The organism is Streptomyces sp. NPDC005496 (assembly GCF_042872045.1).
Taxonomy (GTDB): domain Bacteria; phylum Actinomycetota; class Actinomycetes; order Streptomycetales; family Streptomycetaceae; genus Streptomyces.
On the sequence record NZ_JBIAJQ010000003.1, the window covers coordinates 586,500 to 604,659 of the forward strand.

Here is an 18,160-nt window from a genome sequence, read left to right on the forward strand (position 1 = left end):
TCGGTGGGCCGGGCGGAGTTCCTCGTACTGGACGTACTCGGGGCTTCGCCCGGTGCGGCGAGAGTGCGTGCCAGGCGTCGCGGAACAGGCGGGACTTTGCGGACACGACCTAGGACCTCCGCACGTCCCCCTTCCCGCAGGCCCGGCCGTCCCGGTCGCGGTCGAGGCCCAGCGGATCGTCCTTGCCGTTGACCCGCAGGCGGCCGTAGTCGTGGGTCTTCAGCCAGGCGCACCGGGCCGCCGCCGTCTCCTTCACTCCGTCCGGGAAGACCGTCGGCACGCACACGTTGACCGATCCGTAGTGCGGGTCGCAGCCGGAGACCGTCGGGCTCACCGGCTGCGAGGTCCGCTTCCTCCCCGGCCCGCTCGTCTTCCCGTCCGGCGATTCGGCGAAGGCGTGGACGTGCGGCGAGGCGGCGTCCGCGGCCAGTGCGGACGGCCCCTGGAGGTGCACCCACTCGGCCACCGACGGCACGCCGTTGGCGTCGACCGCGAAGAGCATGTACCAGCCGGGCGGGGCCAGGTTGGGGTTGCTCGTCACGTTCAGGTCGACGTTGTTCCCGTCCACGCTCAGCGGCAGGTCCACGAACCGCTGGTTCGGGTCGGAGGAGTGCGTCACCGCGGCCGGCCTGATCAACTCCGCCTTGGCGACGGGCCGGTCGACGGTGATGCGCTGGGTGTCGCCGTAGACCCACTCGGTGTCGATGACCGAAGTGATCGCCGGGCGGGGGCCCTTGAGGAGATACGGCGGGGTGTAGACCGACACGTCGTGGTTCCAGGTGCCGTTGCCCGGGTTGTCGCCGGTCGTCATCACCCGGCCGTCGGGCAGCAGGAACGCGGACGAGTGGTAGCCGCGCTCCTCCGGGTCGGGCGCCACGGGGTCGAAGGTCGAGGTCGCCGGGTCGAAGAGCGACGACTCGTACACCGGGTTCGCGCGGTTGTGCAGGGCGCCGCCGGTCTCCAGGACCTTGCCGTCGGGCAGCAGCACGGCGGACACGTACATCTTCCCCTGGCCGCCGGTCTGGGCCACCTTGCCGTTGCCGAGGTCCACCTCGCCCTGCGGGACCGGCGGCCCCGCGACGTACGACGGGGAGGGCGACTTGAGGTCGATGAGGTCCGTGAGCCCGTTCGCCTCCGGGTTGGAGTCGATGTTGCCGCCGCCGAGCGTCAGCACCCGCTGGTCCTGGGCCGGCGGCAGCAGCACGCTCGCCGACTGGTCCCGCTGGTCCTTGTTCCGCAGTCCCGGGACCGCGGTGGTGGTGTTGGCGTCGTAGTCGTAGATCGCCGAGCCCGTGCCCGGGGTGCCGTTGCCGAAGACGTGGCTGCCCGAGTAGAAGAGGCGGCCGTCCTGCATCAGGATCATCGACGGGTACAGACCCCAGTACGACCAGGTCTGGTTGACCTTCCACAGCGGCTGCCACCGCTGCTCGGCGTCCGACCAGAGCTCGGCGGTCACCGAACCCGTCGAGTCCTCGCGCAGCCCGCCGAACGAGATCACGTCACCGTTGCCGAGGACGGTCGCCGACGGATACCAGTGGCCGTCGTTCATGTCGTTGGTCTTGCCGTACGTCTCGGTGACCGGGTCGAAGACGTACGAGTCCTTGTACCCCTCGTAGCCGTGGCCGCCCGCGACCGGGAACGCCTTGTTGCCGCTCATCACCAGCACGCGCCCGTCCGACAGCTGCACGTGCCCCGCGCAGAACATGTCCTTGGGCGTCGGGATCTGCTTGTACGTCCCCCGCACCGGGTCGTAGACCGCCGAGGTGAACGTGCCCGCCGCGAACATCTCCTCGCTGTTGCCGGAGCCCGCGATGAGCAGCACCTTGCCGTTGTTGAGCACGACGGAGTGCATGGACCGGACCGGGTTCCGCGTGGGCAGCACGGTCCACTTGCCGTTGGCGCACTCGTCGGCCGTGCCGGTGCACCGGACGGGCGGCACGGGGTCGGCGACCTCGTCCATCGTGTAGTCGTCGGTGGTCGCGGAGCCGGTGCCGTAGACGGAGACGCCCCAGCTGACGCGGTCGGTGCCGGCCGGTACCGCGGGGGTGCGCACCGACGCCTGCGTCCAACCGCTCGTCATCTCCAGCGTCTTGAGGTCGGTCCAGTACTGCCAGCCGGCCGTCGCGTCGTGCCGGAACAGGGTGAGGGAGGTGTCCGGGGTCGTCGACTTGTACCAGAGCCCCAGGTCGTACTGCTTGCCCGGCGTGACCACCGGGGCGCAGGCCGCGCTCTCGGTGACCAGCGCCTTGCGGTCGCCGTCCACGCGGCGGGTCAGCTCGACCTTCATCGCCTTCGTGCCCGAGTGGGCGCCGGCGACGGTGGAGAAGGTGAAGTCGTTGTCGCCCCAGCCGGACTTCTCCCAGCAGTACGGCATGCCGTCGGTGCCCGCCGTCTCGAAGCCTGGGTTCTTGACGAGGTTCGCCGCGGCGGCGGGCTGCGGCGAGACCAGGAGCAGCCCGGCGGCGAGGCCCGCCACGGCCAGCAGGGAGGTTCTCCGCCGGGGTCTGAGGTGGAAGCTCACGCGGCTCTCCTCTCCGAGCGATCGCGGTCGCGGCTCGTGCGCCGGGGTCCGGCGGCCCTGCGCGGCAGGTAGACCAGCGCCTCCGTCCCCGCGAACCGCAGGACGAAGGTCGTCACCAGGGCGAGCGCGGTGGCCGACAGGGGGCCCATCCCGAGCTCGCGCACGAACAGCGCGATCAGCGGGATGCGCAGCACCAGGTCGGCGTTGGCGAGCAGCGCGAACCGGCCCGCGCGGTCCCACCGGTTGCGGTGCCTGCGGCGCTCACGGAACAGCAGGTGCTCGATGAGCAAGAAGTTCCACGCCACCCCGAACTGGTTGGCGACGATCTCGGCCGGCAGGTAGTGCACCCCGGCGGCCGTGAGCGCCCACAGGCCCAGCAGGTTCGGCAGGAACCCGGTGACACCGATCAGGCCGAAGGCGACCATCCGGGCCACCGGTGAGGCGGTGCGCAGCCCGGCCAGGTGGCGCAGGAAACGGAACCCCTCCTGCGCCGTCGACTTGGACTCGCCCGCGTACCGGTCCTGGAAGACGAAGGGCACCTCGGTGACCTGCCGGGGGCGGCTGCGCACCGCGAGTTCGAGGAGGATCTTGTAGCCGAGCGGCTGGAGGACATCGGCGGTGACCGCGCTGCGCCGGATGGCGAAGAAGCCGCTCATCGGGTCGCTGATGCCGCGCAGCTTGCGCGGGAACAGCGTCTTGGTGAGCCAGGTCGCGCCGCGCGAGACGGCGACGCGGTAGCCGCCCGCGAGTCCTTCGCGGCTGCCGCCCTTGATGTAGCGGCTGGCGACGACGAGCCCGGCGGACGCCCGCTCGCCCGTGGACACCAGCTCCGGCACCAGGGACGGCGGGTGCTGGAGGTCTCCGTCCATGACGACGATCCAGTCGGAGGCCGCGGCTTTGAGTCCTTCGACGACGGCGCCGCCGAGGCCGCCCACGGGCTCCTCGCGGTGCAGCACGGTGACCGGGAAGGGGCAGTCCTGCGCCGCCCGCGCGATCACCTCGGGGGTGTCGTCGGTGGAGTCGTCCACGAAGACGACCTCGCAGGGCAGCCGGGCGGGCACCGACTCGGTGATCCGGCGCAGCAGCTCCCGGACGTTCGCGGACTCGTTGAAGGTCGGTACGACGATGGTGACGGCGCCCGGCTCGGCTACCTCCGCGGCGTGTACCGCCGGGTCGCCGAGCTCCTCGGGAACGGTGGACTCGTGACTCATCGGGAGCCTCCCTCGGTCTGGATCCGGCGGATCTCGACGCGGTCCTCGCCGGTGCCGAAGACGGCGACCGGGGTGGAGTGGCGCATCGCGGCCCTGACGTTGGGCAGGTCGGCCGCGTCGCGCCGGACCGTGGGCGAGGCGACCACGTAGTCGAGGTCGCGCCAGCCGCGCGGCATCGTCTTCGTCACCGCCGGGTCCAGGTCCGCCTTGTAGAACCAGATGACGCCGGGTCCGGGCCGGTACCCGTGGTGCACGAGGTCGAGCCAGAGCGCGTCGTCGACGAGGACCCGGGTGCCCGCGGGGTCCTCCACCCGCGTGGTGAGCCAGTGCGACGCGGCCCGGTAGGGGGCGTTCGCGTCGGCGGTCAGGGCGGTGCGGTCGCCGTCGTACCAGCGGGGCACGACGTAGAGGGCCGCCGCAGTCACGAGCAGGGCCGCGGTCGCCCGGCGCCCCCAGGTGACGTACGGCCGCTCCCGCGTGCTCCGCGACCGGCGCAGCACCGCGTGCGCCACGCTCGCGGTGCCCCCGGCGAGCACCAGCGCGAGGAAGGGCAGCGCCTGGATGACGTACATGGCGGGCAGGTAGCCGTTCGGGCGCAGTGCGACCAGGGCGAGGATGCCGACGGTGAGGGCCGGTCCGGCCAGCGCGCGTGCCGTCACCGACCAGCGCCAGGTGAGCAGGAGCAGCACGGCGCCCGCCAGTCCGCCGAGGGGCAGGACGCGGTCGTAGTACAGCCAGGACCGCAGCACGGCGTGCGAGCCGGAGCCGGGGTCGAGGACGAAGCCGGAGCCGGGGCGGCTCATCTGGTAGGTGATGCCGTCCCACAGCGACACGTGCCCGGAGCCGGGCAGCAGCTCGCCCTTGAGCAGCGCGAACAGCGGGTACGCCAGGCCGATCAGCACGCAGGCGGTGACGGCTCCGGTGAGGGCGAACTTGCGGGTGTCGCGGTGTCCGTGGCGCCACATGGTGACCACGAGCGCGGGCAGGACGACGAGCATCGTCTCCTTGGTGAGCACCGCCGCGGCGGCCGCGACGCCGGCCGCGAAGTGGTGCCAGAGGTGCCGGTTCGGCGAGGCGGCCAGGCAGAACGCCAGCAGCGTCCACATCACCGCGATGTTGTCCAGGAAGATCTCGCGCTGGAGCACGACCGACAGCGGCGAGAGCCCGAAGATCGCCATGGCCAGGCCCGCCGCCCAGCGCGGCAGCCGGAGCCTGCGCGCGAGGACGTACAGCAGGACCGCGCTCGCGGCGCCGACCAGCAGCATGGTCACGCGCATCGGGCCGACGGTCATCAGGGACGGGCTGATCTTCGCGGGGAGCCAGGTCAGCGCCGCCAGCTGGATCCAGCCGAGGGGCGGGTGGTCGTACCAGTAGGTGTAGTGGGCGAGTCCGTCGCCCTGCTGCACGGCCCAGGCCTGGGCCAGGTAGGTGCCCTCGTCGTCGCTGAGGGCCGGGTAGTCGGTGATGTTCCAGCCCTGCACGACCATGATCGCCACGAGCAGCAGTCCACACAGGACCAGGTCGGAGCGCGAGCTGCGGAAACGCGGGACGGGACGGACGGCGGGCGCGTTTGCGGGCGCACGGTGCCGCTGCGCGGGGACCGTGGTGGCCGCCGCGGGGAGAGTGGAGGTCACGCGGGAACGTCCTCTCGGATCGTCTCGGTGAGGTGCGCGCCGACGTGACTGGTCAACTCCCAGTCCGTGCGGCCTCGTTGCTCGCGCCACACCGCGCGAACGGCCGCGCCCGCGAGGAGCACCTGGTAGAGGGGCCCGCCGGCGACGAGCTTGAGGTAGTGCACGAAGCGGACGCGCAGTCCGTACTGCTTGCCGAAGTCGTGCAGTCCGACCAGTTCGAAGACGAAGGTGACCAGGGCGGTGACGGCCGGCAGGAAGGTGATGAAGGCGATGCCGACCGGCACGTCGAGGAAGAGCGCGACGGCCACGTTGAGCGGGATGATCACGCCGGAGACGGCCTGGAGATACGGCGTCATCAGGGTGTAGCGGGCCAGCAACCGTTGCCCGAACGTGGGCAGTTGCCGCCAGTCCCGCTTGCGGTAGACCTGGAGGAAGCCCTGGTTCCAGCGGGTGCGCTGCTTCATCAGGGACACCAGGCTGCCCGGCGTCTCCTCGCGGGTCACCATGTCGGAGTCGTAGGCGACGACGACCTTCTTGCCGACGCTGGACAGCCGCACCCCGAGGTCGCAGTCCTCCGCCAGGCAGTCCGGGTCCCAGCCGCCGGCCGCGCGCAGCACCTCGGTGCGGACGAAGACGGTGTTGCCGCCGAGCGGAATGAAACCTTTCTGCGCGTGCAGGTGGAGCCGCGAGCGGAACCAGAAGAAGTACTCCAGGCAGTTGCGCAGGCTGTACCAGCTGGAGTGGAAGTTGATGAGCTGCACACCGCCCTGCACCACGTCCGCGCCCGTCGTGCGGAAGGCGTGGTCGACGTGGGCGAGCAGCTCCGGATGGACCTGGTCCTCGGCGTCGAAGACCCCGACGACGTCACCGCGGCAGTGCGGCAGCGCCGTGTTCATGGCCTTCGGCTTGTTCTTCCGCTCATGGGTGTCGACGACGACCCGCACCCGCGGGTCGCGGGCCTCGGCGGCGCGGGCGACGGCCGCGGTCTCCGGGTCGTCGTGCCCCACGATGACGATGATCTCGTAGTCGTCGTGACCGGACTCCAGCAGTCGCCGGATCGTGTGGTCCAGCACCGCCTGCTCGTGCCGGGCGGGCAGCAGCAGAGAGAAGGACAGGCCCTCTCCGCCGTCCGGTCTGCCGAAACGGGTGGAGGCGAGCACCTCGGGCGTACGCCAGGCGTGCATCTGCCACCACAGAGTGAAGGCGGCCATCCAGAACAGAGCCAGTGAAACGGCAGCGATGAAGACAGACGTGAGCAACAGATCCCCCCAGATCCCCAAACCCCTGTCGCGGCGGCGTGTCCTCAACCGCCGCGTCACCGTGAGGAGACTAGGAGGGATCTGTGAAGTCCCGGCACTGTTCAGATAAATAGAGTGTTTCGTAATCCTCGGTCGACTAAGGGCATGTATCGGACCACGTCAGAATTTTCCCGTCCAGATGCGACCGATCAGTCGGAAACCACGCCGCCCAGGGCCTCCCTGAGCTGCTCGGCGTCGGACGTCGGGGCGTCGCACGTGAAGTTGCGGCAGACGTACGCCGCCGGTCGGCCGCCGAGCAGCGGTCGGTCCGCCAGCAGCGGCAGTTCGTCACTGCCCGGAGCACCCACCGCGACCACCGCGCCCGGCGCCGTCCCCAGAAGTGCCGTGCGGTGCAGGGTTCTTGTGGCGTCCGCGTCCGCCGGACCGACGACCGCGACCTCGCGCGGCCCGTCCAGCAGCGCCTCGGCCACCGAGAGCCCCCAGCCCACGAACCGCGGGGCGCGCGGACCCAGCGCCTTCACCACGCCCAACGCCCGCTCCGCGGCGGTGCGGTGGGGTTCGGCGCCGGTCTGGGCCGCGTACGACAGCAGGGCGCCGGCCGCCGCGCTCCAACCGGAGGGGGTCGCGTTGTCGGTGGGGTCCTGCGGACGCCGGATGAGCCGCTCCGCGTCGGCCGCCGTGTCGTACAGCGCGCCCGACTCCGCGTCGGTGAACTGCGCGAGGACGTGGTCGAGCAGGAATCCGGCGAACTCCAGCCAGACCCCCTCCCCCGTGACCGACGCGAGCGCCAGGAAGCCCTCGGCGACGTCCGCGTAGTCCTCCAGCACCCCGGCGTGCGCGCCGGTCCGGCCGTCCTTGCTGGTACGGGCCAGGCGGGCGCGGTCGTCCAGATGGACGCGTACGAGCAGGTCGGCGGCGCCGATCGCGGCCTCCACCAGGTCCGGACGCCCGAAGTAGGCGCCGGTCTCCGCGAGCGCGGCGACGGCCAGCCCGTTCCAGGCGGCGACCACCTTGTCGTCGCGGCCGGGAGCAGGCCGCTCCCCGCGGGCGGCCAGCAGCCGCTCCCGCACCGAGGCGATCCGCGCGGCGTCGGACACGCCCTCCCGCTGCGGAAGTTGCAGCACCGAGGCGCCCTCCTCGAAGGTGCCCTCCTCGGTCACGCCGAAGTGCCGGGCGGCAAGTTCGGCGTCGTCCCCGAGGACGTCGCGCAGCTGCTCGGGCGTCCACACGTAGTACGCGCCCTCGACGTGCCGGCCGGTCCCGTCGTCGCTGTCGGCGTCGAGCGCGGACGCGAACCCGCCCTCGGCGGTGCGCAGTTCGCGGACCATGAAGTCGGCGGTCTCCAGGGCGACCCGGCGGGCGAGGTCCGACCCGGTGGAACGCCACAGGTGCGCGTAGACCCGGCACAGCAGGGCGTTGTCGTAGAGCATCTTCTCGAAGTGCGGAACCGTCCAGTCCCGGTCGACGGAGTAGCGGGCGAAACCGCCGCCCAGCTGGTCGTAGATCCCCCCGCGCGCCATGCGCTCGCAGGTGTCCCGCGCCATCTGCAGGGCGCCCTCGGAGCCGGTGCGGGCGTGGTGGCGCAGCAGGAACTCGATCACCATGGACGGCGGGAACTTGGGCGCCCCGCCGAAGCCGCCGCGCTGTTCGTCGTACTCCCGGGTGAGCCCGAGCAGCGCCCCGGCCAGCTCCTCCTCGCCCGGCACCTCGGTACCGCCGTAGTTCAGCTCGCGGCCCGCGAGGTCCCGCACGATCTTGCCCGCCACGTCGGCGACCTCGTCGCGGCGGTCGGTCCAGGCGCTGCCGACGCCTTCGAGGACCTGGCGGAAGGCGGGCATCCCGTGCCGGGGCTCGGGCGGGAAGTAGGTGCCGAAGTAGAAGGGCTCGGCGTCGGGGGTGAGGAAGACGGTCATAGGCCAGCCGCCCTGGCCGGTGGCGGCCTGCACCGCCTCCATGTAGACGGCGTCGACGTCGGGCCGCTCCTCGCGGTCCACCTTCACGCTCACGAAGTGCTCGTTCAGGTACGCGGCCGTCGCCTCGTCCTCGAAGGACTCGTGCGCCATGACGTGACACCAGTGGCAGCTGCTGTAGCCCACGCTGAGCAGGACGGGCACATCGCGTCTGCGGGCCTCGTCGAAGGCCTCGGCCGACCAGGGCCACCAGTCGACGGGGTTGTCGGCGTGCTGGAGCAGATACGGGGACGTCTCATGGGCCAGTCGGTTCACCCTTCCACTCTCCCACGGTGTCCCGCGCGAGGAGGAAGCGCCGCTTCGCCCGGCGTGCCCCGCCGGGGGCTCCCCGCCTGGAGGGTCCGCGCCTCCCCGCGTCGCGGCGGCGGGCCGCGCCAATGATCGCGGGCCTCTGTCGCTCGGGCCCCGCACCAAGGACACTCGTAGCCAAGGGAGTTGCACCGGAGGGGGACATGACATGCGGGACAGCCATCGGGCGGAGGCCGAGCGGCTGTTGGCCCGGGCCGTGGAGGAGGAGGTGCGGCGCTCGGGCGGGCGCACCGACGGCGCCGTGCTGCTGTCACGCGCGCGGGGCGGCCTGGACGTCATGGCCCAGGCCGCGGCGGAGGAGTACGAGGCGTACACCCGCGCGCTCGACGAGACGGCGGCGGGCGAGCTGACCTTCGGGCAGCGGTACGCGCGCGAGGGCGCCGGCACCGCCGTGCTGGTGGCGGGCGTCGCCGCGCTCGCGGCCTGCGTCGCCGACCTGGCCCTGGGCACCGGCGCCGGTACGGCCCTGGGCGCCGGTGCGGTGGCCGGCGTGGCCGGGGCGGCGACCACCGTGGCGAAGGTGTCCGCCTCGCACCTGCCCGCCGCGAGCCGCCGCGCGGGCGCCCTGAACCAGCCCGGCGGGCCCGAACAGCTGCGCCTGCAGTGGCTGACGGCCCTGGAGGTACGCGGCATCCGCCCCTTCCTCGACCAGCAGCGGGTGCTCAACGCGTCGGCCGGCGCCAAGAAGGGCGCACCCCAGCTGCGCCGTACCGACAAGAGCGCCGCGGCCCGCCGACGCAACGTCCTGGAACAGTCCTTCGGGCAACTCCCGGAGCTGGACCCGGTGTTCACCGGACGCAGGCCGGAGCTCTCCCGGGTCGCGCAGTGGGTGCACGCGGCCCGCGCGAGCACGGAGACCAAGCCGACGGTGGTCGTGCTGCACGGCGCCCCCGGCTCGGGCCGCAGCACCCTCGCCGTGCGGGCGGCGCACGAGCTCAAGGACCAGTTCCGGGGTGCGTGCGTGGTGGACCTGCGCGGCGACAGCCCGGAGGAGCCGCCGCTGTCCACCCGGGACGCGCTGCTGCACCTGCTGAACCGGCTGGGGGCGCCGCGCGAGCAGCTCCTGTTCCGTGAGCGTTCCTCGCAGGACCAGCAGGTCAGGCGGCTGAGCGAGCTGTACCACCAGCATCTGACCGGGCTGCCGGTCACCATCGTGCTGGACGACGCCTCCGACGCCGAGCAGGTCCGCACCCTGGTCCCCGAGCGGTCCGAGAGCCTGGTGCTGGTCACCGCCCGCACCCCCCTCGAACTCCCCGCGGACCTCGCCGCCTGGGTGCACCACCTCCCGCTGGAGGCCCTGGACGCGGGTGCCGCCGAGGAGCTGCTGAACGCCGCGGCGCAGGACACCTCGGGCCCCTACGACGCCGAATCCTGCGACCGCGTACGGGAGTTGTGCGGCGGCCTGCCGCTGGCCCTGCGCATCGCGGGCTCCTCGCTCGGCCCGCGCACACCCCGTGTCCTCGCCGTCGACCTCGGGGCGTACGGCCCCGTCGAACCGGTCGAGCGGGCCCTGTGGCTGCGCTACACCGACCAGCCGGACACCGCACGGCGCCTGCTGCGGCGGCTGGCGCTGGCCGGGCGCGCCTCGCTGGGCGCGGCAGCGGCGGCCTCGCTGCTGGCGACGGACGAGCAGGAGGCGGCCCGCCAGCTGGCCGCGCTCGCCCGCGCCGGCCTGATCCTGCACGTGCGCGGCAGCCGCTACCGCCTGCACGACGTCGTACGCGGCTTCGCCCAGGCCCGTCTGCTGGACGAGGAGGAGCCGGCCGAGCGGACGGCCGCGCAGGAACGGCTGATCGTGAACTACGGCGAGCTCGCGGACTCGGTGATCCGCCTGGTCGACGGGAAGACGTCGACGCGCGCGGACTCCGCGTTCCAGTCGAGCGCGGTCGGCCCGCACGGTTTCACCTCCCTCGACGCGGCCCTGCGCTGGCTGGACGACGAGTCGAGCTTCATCACGGCGGCGCTGCGCCACGCGGAGGGCGTGAACCAGGCGGCCGTGCTCAACCTGCTGGGCGCCCTGTGCGACTACTGCCTGCTGCGCGGCGACCTGTACCGCCTCGGTGAGATCAGCGAGCTGACCCAGGCCGTCGACCAGGGGCTGCTGGTCCGCTCGGTGCAGTGGCGTACGGGCATCGCGGCCCGCCAGCTCGGCGAGCTGGACAAGGCCCGCACGACGCTCTCCTCGGTGGTCGACCTCTACTTCGAGGCGCACCACGACGCGGGCGCCGCCCGCGCGCTCTGCTCCCTCGGGATCACGCTGCACCACCAGGGCAACCTGGCGGAGGCGGCGGCGCGGCTCCAGGAGGCCATGGACCTGCAGGCCTCGCCCGAGCTGGCCGCCGACCGCGCCTGGACGATGCACGCCCTGGCCGCGGTGGAACGGGACCGCGCCCGGCTGGGCGCGGCTCTCGGCCTGCTCACCGAAGCCCTGGTCCTGCACCGCGAGAGCGAGTCGGTGCACGGCGAGGCGTGGGCGCACTTCCAGCTCGGGCAGGTGGCGCTGCGCATGGGCGACGTGGCGCGGGCGGACCGCGAGCTGCGCGAGGCGCTCGATCTGTACGGGCGTACGCGCGACGGGCGCGGTGAGGCGTGGGCGCTGACCCAGCTGGCCCGGGCGCGGCTCGTCGACGGCGATCCCTCCACGGCGGTGGACGGGCTGCGCCAGGCGGCGTCGCGGCACCGGGACAACGAGGACGCGCGCGGGGAGGCGTGGACGGTGTACTACCTGGGCCAGGCCCTGGAGGAGACCGGCAACCTGGACCACGCGGTGCGCGAGCTGGAGCGGTCCCGCACGATGTTCTCCCGGATGCGGGACGTCTACGGGCTGGCCTGCGCCCGGCACCACTCGGCGCGCGTGACCCGCGACCAGCGGGCCGCCCGGACCGGCTCCCTGCGCAACTCGGGCTTCGCCCGCCAGCTCCTCGTCGACGCCCGCGCGGACTTCCAGCGCATCGGGGTCGCCCACGGCGAGGCGTGGACGTGCCTGGAGCTGGCGGTGGTGGACGCCGGCAACGCGCGCTCCCCGCAGGCGCTGTCCCTGTGCGACGAGGCGATCGGCCTGTTCACGTCCTACGGCGACCGCCGCGGCGAGGACTGGGCGCGCTTCCTGCGCTGCACCCTGCTCCCCTACGCGGCTCCCGGCGGCTCGGAGATCGGCACGGCGGTGGCCCAGGAGGAGCTGGCCCGGCTGTCCCGCTCCCCGCACCCGGCCCGGGACGGCAAGCTGGACGACTACGTCGAGGCGTACCAGCTGCTGCTCGAACGCGGAGTCGACCTGGACGCCGGCTGGCAGGCGTGGCGTCTGGGCATGGTCCCGGACCGCCACGCCCGTGAGGTCATGGGTGTGCCGGTGACGGCCCACAGCTGACCGGGGCCGTCACGCACAGGACTCCGCCCGCCGCGTCCCCTCCCGTACCGGAGGGGCCGGCGGGGACGGGCGGCTCAGCCCTGCTGGGGCTTGGGCGCGGAGGTACCCGAGGTCTCCCGGTCGGCCGGGGCCCCGTCCGTCTCCGGGTCCTCGAAGTCGACCTTCCGCATGTGGCGGTTCATCGACTTCATCAGGCCCCACACGGCCAGGGCCATCACCGCGAACACGATGAAACCGAGGACGCCGGGGGTGACCTTGTTCTCGTCGACCTCCTTGGCGAGGGAGACGAGGTCCGTCATTGCCAGGCTTGCGCTTGCGCTCATGTCAGGCATTGTCGCGGATGCCCGCAAAGAGGTCGTCCTCGGGGAGGGAGGTATCGACGAGGGACTTGGCGAGCTCGTACTCCTCGGTCGGCCAGACCGCCTTCTGGAGCTCCATCGGGACCTTGAACCAGCCGCCGTCGGGGTCGATCTGCGTGGCGTGCGCGATCAGCGCCTTGTCGCGGATCTCGAAGAACTCGGCGCACGGGATGTGCGTGGTCAGCGTGCGCTCGACGCGCTCGAACTCCGACCAGCGCTTCAGCCAGTCCCCGTACGGCGACTCCAGGCCGCTGTCCAGCATCGCCTGGTGCAGCGCCTCGGTGCGCGGGCGGTTGAAGCCCTGGTTGTAGTACAGCTTCTGCGGCTGGAAGGCCGGGCCGAACTCCGACTCCGGGTACTTCTCGGTGTCCGCCGCGCCCTCGAACGCCACCATCGAGATCTTGTGGGTCATGATGTGGTCGGGGTGCGGGTAGCCGCCGTTCTCGTCGTAGGTGGTGATCACCTGGGGACGGAACGAGCGGATCTGCTTCACCAGCTCGCCGGCCGCCTTGTCGACGTCCTCCAGCGCGAAGCAGCCCTCGGGCAGCGGGGGCAGCGGGTCGCCCTCGGGCAGCCCGGAGTCGACGAAGCCGAGCCACTCCTGCTTGATGCCGAGGATCTCGCGCGCCTCGTCCATCTCCTTCTTGCGCACCTCGTGGATGTGCTCCTCGATGTACGTGTCCCCCTGCAGCTTCGGGTTGAGGATGGAGCCGCGCTCCCCGCCCGTGCAGGTCACGACCAGCACGTCCACCCCTTCGGACACGTACTTCGCCATGGTGGCCGCGCCCTTGCTCGACTCGTCGTCGGGGTGGGCGTGCACGGCCATCAGTCGCAGCTGGTCAGTCAAGACTCAATCCTCAGTCAGTCGGCTGTCGCCTCGGTAGGTCGGCGGTCGGCGCCCGGCGTGATTCGGCGTGATGGGCGGCTTCTATAGTGACGGACCGAGGGGGCGAAAAATTCCGCGGCCCGGCCCCGGGAGGTCCCGCCGGGACTTCCGCCCCGGCCCCCTGCGAGAGGACGACCATGAGCACGGCGAGCACGCAGCTGCCCGAGGGCCGGTACGGCCGCTCCGAGGACGAGCGCGCCGACCGCAGGCTCAAGGTCATCGGCACCGTGCTGGGCGCCGCGCTCCTCGCCCTCGTCGGCTACTTCGCCTACTACTACGTGGGCGGAAGCAAGATCAGCGGTGAGGTGATCACCTTCAGCGCCGTCTCGGACAAGGCGGTCGAGGTGCATCTGGAGGTCCGCAAGGACACGGACGCGAGCGGCTACTGCACGCTGCGCTCGCAGAGCTCCGACGGCGCCGAGGTGGGCCGCGCGGACTTCCGCTTCGACCAGCGTTCCTCACGCGTCGACAAGGTCGTCACCCTGCGGACGACGGCGCGCGGCACCACCGCCGAGCTGCTCGGCTGCCACGCCGACTGATCCCGGCGGACACGCTCCGTCACGGGACGGCGCGCGGCGACGAGCGCGCGACACGGCCGCCCCGTATGCGCCGGTTCGTCGCTGACCTGCGTGGACGTAATTCTCATGCCTTATGTCCTCCCCCTTCAGCCACCGAATTGTTAGGCTCGTGGTTTCGCCCACCCGAGAAGGAACATTCTTCTGGGTAGGGCGATGCTTTGTATTCCCAGTACCTACGAGGAGCACCTGTGACCCAGACCAGCGAAAACGTCACCTGGCTTACCCAGGAGGCGTACAACCAGCTCAAGGCCGAGCTGGAGTACCTGTCTGGTCCTGCGCGCACGGAGATCGCCGCCAAGATCGCGGCAGCGCGCGAGGAGGGGGACCTGCGCGAGAACGGCGGGTACCACGCGGCCAAGGAGGAGCAGGGCAAGCAGGAGCTCCGAGTGCGCCAGCTGACCCAGCTCCTGGAGAACGCCAAGGTCGGGGAGGCCCCCGCGGCGGACGGTGCGGTCGCGCCCGGCATGGTCGTGACCATCGCCTTCGACGGTGACGAGGACGACACCCTGACGTTCCTGCTCGCCTCCCGCGAGTACGCGAGCTCCGACATCGAGACGTACTCGCCGCAGTCCCCGCTGGGCTCCGGCGTGAACGGCAAGAAGGTCGGGGACGACGCCCAGTACGAGCTGCCGAACGGCAAGCTCGCCTCGGTGAAGATCCTGAAGGCGCAGCCGTACCAGGGCTGAGCCCCCACGACACGGTCGACGAAACCCCCGGCGGTCATCCGCCGGGGGCTTCGTCATGCCGGGCTCACGCCGTGGCGGACCGGTACTTGCGGACCGCGAGCGTGCGGAAGATCAGGATGATCAGGACGGAGTAGATCACCGAGGCCCAGACGGAGTGCTGCATCGGCCAGGCGTCGGACTGCGACTGGCCGGGGTTGGCGAACAGCACACGGCAGGCCTGGACGGTGGCGCTGAAGGGGTTCCACTCCGCGATGTGCCGCAGCCAGGGCGTCATGTTCGAGGAGTCCACGAACGCGTTCGAGATGAACGTGACCGGGAAGAGCCAGATCAGGCCGCCGGAGGTGGCCGCCTCGGGCGTCCGCACGGAGAGGCCGATCAGGGCGCCGATCCAGGTGAACGCGTAGCCGGACAGGAGCAGCAGTCCGAAGGCGCCGAGCACCTTGGCGGCGTTGGTGTCGCCGTCCGATCCCACGCGCCAGCCGACCAGCAGGGCGACGACGGCGAGGACCAGCAGGGTCAGGGCGGTCTGGACGAGGTCGGCCAGCGTGCGCCCGGTGAGCACCGCGCCGCGCGCCATCGGCAGGGAGCGGAAGCGGTCGATGAGGCCCTTGTGCATGTCGTCCGCGATGCCCGCTCCGGCGCCCGCGGTGGCGAAGGTGACCGTCTGCGCGAAGATGCCGGCCATCAGGAAGTTCCGGTAGTCGGTGGCGCTGGTGCTGCCGCCGATCTGCATGGAGCCGCCGAACACGTACGAGAACAGCACGACGAACATGACCGGCTGGATGAGCCCGAAGATCACCATCTCCGGGATGCGGGACATCCGGATCAGATTGCGCTTGGCGATGACCAGCGAGTCCCTGACGGACTGGGTCAGGGCGTTGCCCGGGGCCGGGATCTGCACGGCGTCGGTGGCGGCGCTCACTTGGCGGTCTCCTTCGGGTGCTTGCGGCTCTTGGCGTCCGCGGCGGCCGCGCCGTCCTCCTCGCGCTCCTCGGCGAGGTGGCCGGTGAGCGAGATGAACACGTCGTCCAGGGTGGGTCGGCGCAGGCCGATGTCGTCGATCTCGATGCCGCGGGCGTCCAGCTCGCGGATCACCTCGGCGAGGAGCTTGGCGCCGCCGGACACCGGGACGGTGAGCTTGCGGGTGTGCTCCTCGACCTTGGTCTCGCCCTTGCCGAAGCCGAACAGCACCTCGGAGGCGGTGGCGATGTGCTCGCGGTCGTGCACGACGACCTCGACGCGCTCGCCGCCGGTCTGCGCCTTGAGCTGGTCGGAGGTGCCGCGGGCGATGACGCGGCCCTGGTCGACGACGCAGATGTCGTGGGCGAGGTGGTCGGCCTCCTCCAGGTACTGCGTGGTCAGCAGCAGCGTGGTGCCGCCGGAGACGAGCTGCTTGATGACCTCCCACAGCTGCTGGCGGTTGCGGGGGTCGAGGCCGGTGGTCGGCTCGTCCATGAACATCACGGGCGGCGAGACGACCAGCGCGGCGGCCAGGTCGAGCCGGCGGCGCATACCGCCCGAGTACGTCTTCGCGGGGCGGTCGGCGGCGTCCGTGAGGTGGAACTGCTCCAGCAGCTCGGCCGCCCGCTCCTTCGCCGCCTTCGCCCGCATCTGGTAGAGCTGGCCGACCATCTGGAGGTTCTCGCGGCCCGTCAGGTACTCGTCGACCGCGGCGAACTGCCCGGAGAGCCCGACCGAGCGGCGTACCGCGTCGGGGTGCTTGAGCACGTCGATGCCCGCGACGACCGCCCGGCCGCTGTCGGGCCGCAACAAGGTGGTGAGACAGCGGACGGTGGTGGTCTTGCCCGCGCCGTTCGGCCCGAGCAGGCCCAGCACGGTGCCCTCCGGGACATCGAGATCGACGCCGTCCAGAGCCTTTACGTCACCGAAGGTCTTCACCAGGCCTTCGGCATAGATGGCGCCTGGCATGTGAGGTCTCCCAAAAGTTGGAGAATTCCTACGGAAAGATCCTAGGTTTGCAATATGTGCGCCGCGCGACGGACGGGCGTCACCCGGACGGGTGGAACGCCGCCCCTCACGGGCGCGGTTGTGGCGAGGGACACACGGTATCGCGATGTATCGCGTCTCTCAACAGATTTACCCGGCCCTTCACGGCGAACCGCCGGCCTCAGTCGATGACCGTGTAACCCGCCGTACGCAGCGCCCTGTTGACCTCGGCGCAGTGCTCGGGCCCCTTCGTCTCCAGGTGCAGTTCGACCTCCACCTCCGTGAGCCCGAGCCGCGGGTCGGTCCGGACGTGACTCACATCCAGGACGTTAGCGTCGGCCACTGACAACACCCCCAGAAGCGTCGCCAGGGCGCCCGGCCGGTCCGTCAGCCGCAGCGTGACGGCGAGGTAGCGGCCCGCCGCGGCCATGCCGTGCCGCAGGATGCGCTGGATCAGCAGCGGGTCCACGTTGCCGCCGGACAGCACCGCCACCACCGGCCCCTCGAAACTGCCCGGCTCGCTCAGCAGCGCCGCGACGGGACTGGCGCCCGCCGGCTCGACGACCAGCTTGGCCCGCTCCAGGCACAGCAGCAGCGCGCTCGACAGATGGTTCTCCGAGACCGTGCGCACGTCGTCCACCAGGTCGTGCACGATCCGGAACGGCACGTCGCCCGGCCGCCCGACCCTGATGCCGTCCGCCATCGTCGCCGGGTTCTCGATCGCCATCGGGCGCCCCGCCGCCAGCGAGGGCGGATACGCCGCCGCGCCTGCCGCCTGCACACCGACCACCCGCACGTCCGGACGCAGCGCCTTCACCGCCGTCGCGATACCCGCGACCAGGCCGCCACCGCCGATCCCGACCACGATCGTGCGGACCTCCGGGCACTGCTCCAGGATCTCCAGGCCGACCGTGCCCTGCCCCGCGATGATGTCGGGGTGGTCGAACGGGTGGATGAACACCGCGCCGGTCTCGGCCGCGTACTCCTGCGCGGCGGCCAGCGTCTCGTCGACCACCTGACCGTGCAGCCTCACCTCCGCGCCGTACTCGCGGGTGGCCGCGACCTTCGGCAGCGGGGCCCCGGACGGCATGAACACCGTCGAGCGCACACCGAGCAGCGAGGAGGCGAGGGCGACACCCTGGGCGTGGTTGCCCGCGCTCGCCGCGACGACCCCGGCGGCCCGCTCCTCGGGCAGCAGACCCGCGATCCGCACGTACGCGCCGCGCAGCTTGAAGGAACCCGTCCGCTGGAGGTTCTCGCACTTGAGGTGCACCGGCGCGCCGACCAGCTGGGACAGGTGCCTGCTGCCCTCCATCGCGGTCATTCGCGACACGCCGGAGAGCATCTTCTGTGCCCCGCGCACGTCGTCCAGGGTCACCGTCCGCAAGGAGTCAGCCGTCCTGTAGCTCATGACCACCAGTCTCGCAGTTCAC

The 18,160-nt window shown here is 71.7% G+C and carries 13 protein-coding genes; 3 read left to right on the top strand and 10 right to left on the bottom strand.

Features of this window, described 5'->3' with window-relative positions:
- Nucleotides 1-109: 109 nt before the first annotated feature.
- The 5 genes from ACFYQQ_RS11325 to ACFYQQ_RS11345 form a co-directional block, all read right to left on the bottom strand.
- Nucleotides 110-2,521: a galactose oxidase-like domain-containing protein gene (locus tag ACFYQQ_RS11325; protein ID WP_355782610.1), complete on the bottom strand. Its 2,412-nt coding sequence runs from the start codon at nt 2,519-2,521 to the stop codon at nt 110-112.
- Entirely contained in the window at nt 2,518-3,732 is a 1,215-nt protein-coding gene (locus ACFYQQ_RS11330; protein ID WP_355782613.1) for a glycosyltransferase family 2 protein, read from the bottom strand. Before ACFYQQ_RS11330 ends, ACFYQQ_RS11325 begins: the two co-directional genes overlap by 4 nt.
- Nucleotides 3,729-5,366 carry a phospholipid carrier-dependent glycosyltransferase gene (locus ACFYQQ_RS11335; protein WP_355782616.1) on the bottom strand — a complete coding sequence of 546 codons (1,638 nt, stop codon included), beginning with the start codon at nt 5,364-5,366 and terminating at the stop codon, nt 3,729-3,731. Before ACFYQQ_RS11335 ends, ACFYQQ_RS11330 begins: the two co-directional genes overlap by 4 nt.
- Nucleotides 5,363-6,625, bottom strand: coding sequence for a glycosyltransferase (locus tag ACFYQQ_RS11340; RefSeq protein WP_355782619.1), 1,263 nt, complete (start codon nt 6,623-6,625; stop codon nt 5,363-5,365). Before ACFYQQ_RS11340 ends, ACFYQQ_RS11335 begins: the two co-directional genes overlap by 4 nt.
- A 188-nt stretch (nt 6,626-6,813) precedes the next feature.
- Nucleotides 6,814-8,850 (bottom strand): thioredoxin domain-containing protein, encoded by a 2,037-nt coding sequence (locus tag ACFYQQ_RS11345; RefSeq protein ID WP_355782622.1) that lies wholly within the window; start codon nt 8,848-8,850, stop codon nt 6,814-6,816.
- Between the two features lie 202 nt (nt 8,851-9,052).
- Between ACFYQQ_RS11345 and ACFYQQ_RS11350 the strand changes: the two genes are divergently transcribed.
- Complete coding sequence (locus ACFYQQ_RS11350; protein WP_388904274.1) at nt 9,053-12,271, top strand: tetratricopeptide repeat protein; 3,219 nt, start codon at nt 9,053-9,055, stop codon at nt 12,269-12,271.
- Between the two features lie 74 nt (nt 12,272-12,345).
- Here ACFYQQ_RS11350 and ACFYQQ_RS11355 read toward each other — a convergent pair whose 3' ends face one another.
- Together ACFYQQ_RS11355 and mca are read right to left on the bottom strand one after the other, a co-directional pair.
- A complete protein-coding gene (locus tag ACFYQQ_RS11355; protein ID WP_355791548.1) occupies nt 12,346-12,603 on the bottom strand; it encodes a hypothetical protein in 258 nt (85 codons plus the stop codon).
- Entirely contained in the window at nt 12,596-13,456 is an 861-nt protein-coding gene (gene mca, locus ACFYQQ_RS11360; RefSeq protein ID WP_355791561.1) for a mycothiol conjugate amidase Mca, read from the bottom strand. The genes ACFYQQ_RS11355 and mca overlap by 8 nt, the downstream gene beginning before the upstream one ends.
- Nucleotides 13,457-13,653: 197 nt before the next feature.
- Here mca and ACFYQQ_RS11365 point away from each other — a divergent pair, with 197 nt between their 5' ends.
- Both ACFYQQ_RS11365 and greA read left to right on the top strand, forming a co-directional pair.
- Nucleotides 13,654-14,055, top strand: coding sequence for a DUF4307 domain-containing protein (locus ACFYQQ_RS11365; RefSeq protein ID WP_355791551.1), 402 nt, complete (start codon nt 13,654-13,656; stop codon nt 14,053-14,055).
- Nucleotides 14,056-14,282: 227 nt separating this feature from the next.
- Nucleotides 14,283-14,780, top strand: coding sequence for a transcription elongation factor GreA (gene greA, locus ACFYQQ_RS11370; RefSeq protein WP_355791555.1), 498 nt, complete (start codon nt 14,283-14,285; stop codon nt 14,778-14,780).
- A gap of 64 nt (nt 14,781-14,844) precedes the next feature.
- Here greA and ACFYQQ_RS11375 read toward each other — a convergent pair whose 3' ends face one another.
- The 3 genes from ACFYQQ_RS11375 to ilvA form a co-directional block, all read right to left on the bottom strand.
- Nucleotides 14,845-15,702, bottom strand: coding sequence for an ABC transporter permease (locus ACFYQQ_RS11375; RefSeq protein ID WP_355791558.1), 858 nt, complete (start codon nt 15,700-15,702; stop codon nt 14,845-14,847).
- A complete protein-coding gene (locus ACFYQQ_RS11380; RefSeq protein ID WP_356171030.1) occupies nt 15,699-16,709 on the bottom strand; it encodes an ATP-binding cassette domain-containing protein in 1,011 nt (336 codons plus the stop codon). The genes ACFYQQ_RS11375 and ACFYQQ_RS11380 overlap by 4 nt, the downstream gene beginning before the upstream one ends.
- A 199-nt stretch (nt 16,710-16,908) precedes the next feature.
- A complete protein-coding gene (gene ilvA, locus ACFYQQ_RS11385; RefSeq protein ID WP_355792235.1) occupies nt 16,909-18,138 on the bottom strand; it encodes a threonine ammonia-lyase in 1,230 nt (409 codons plus the stop codon).
- Between the last annotated feature and the right edge of the window lie 22 nt (nt 18,139-18,160).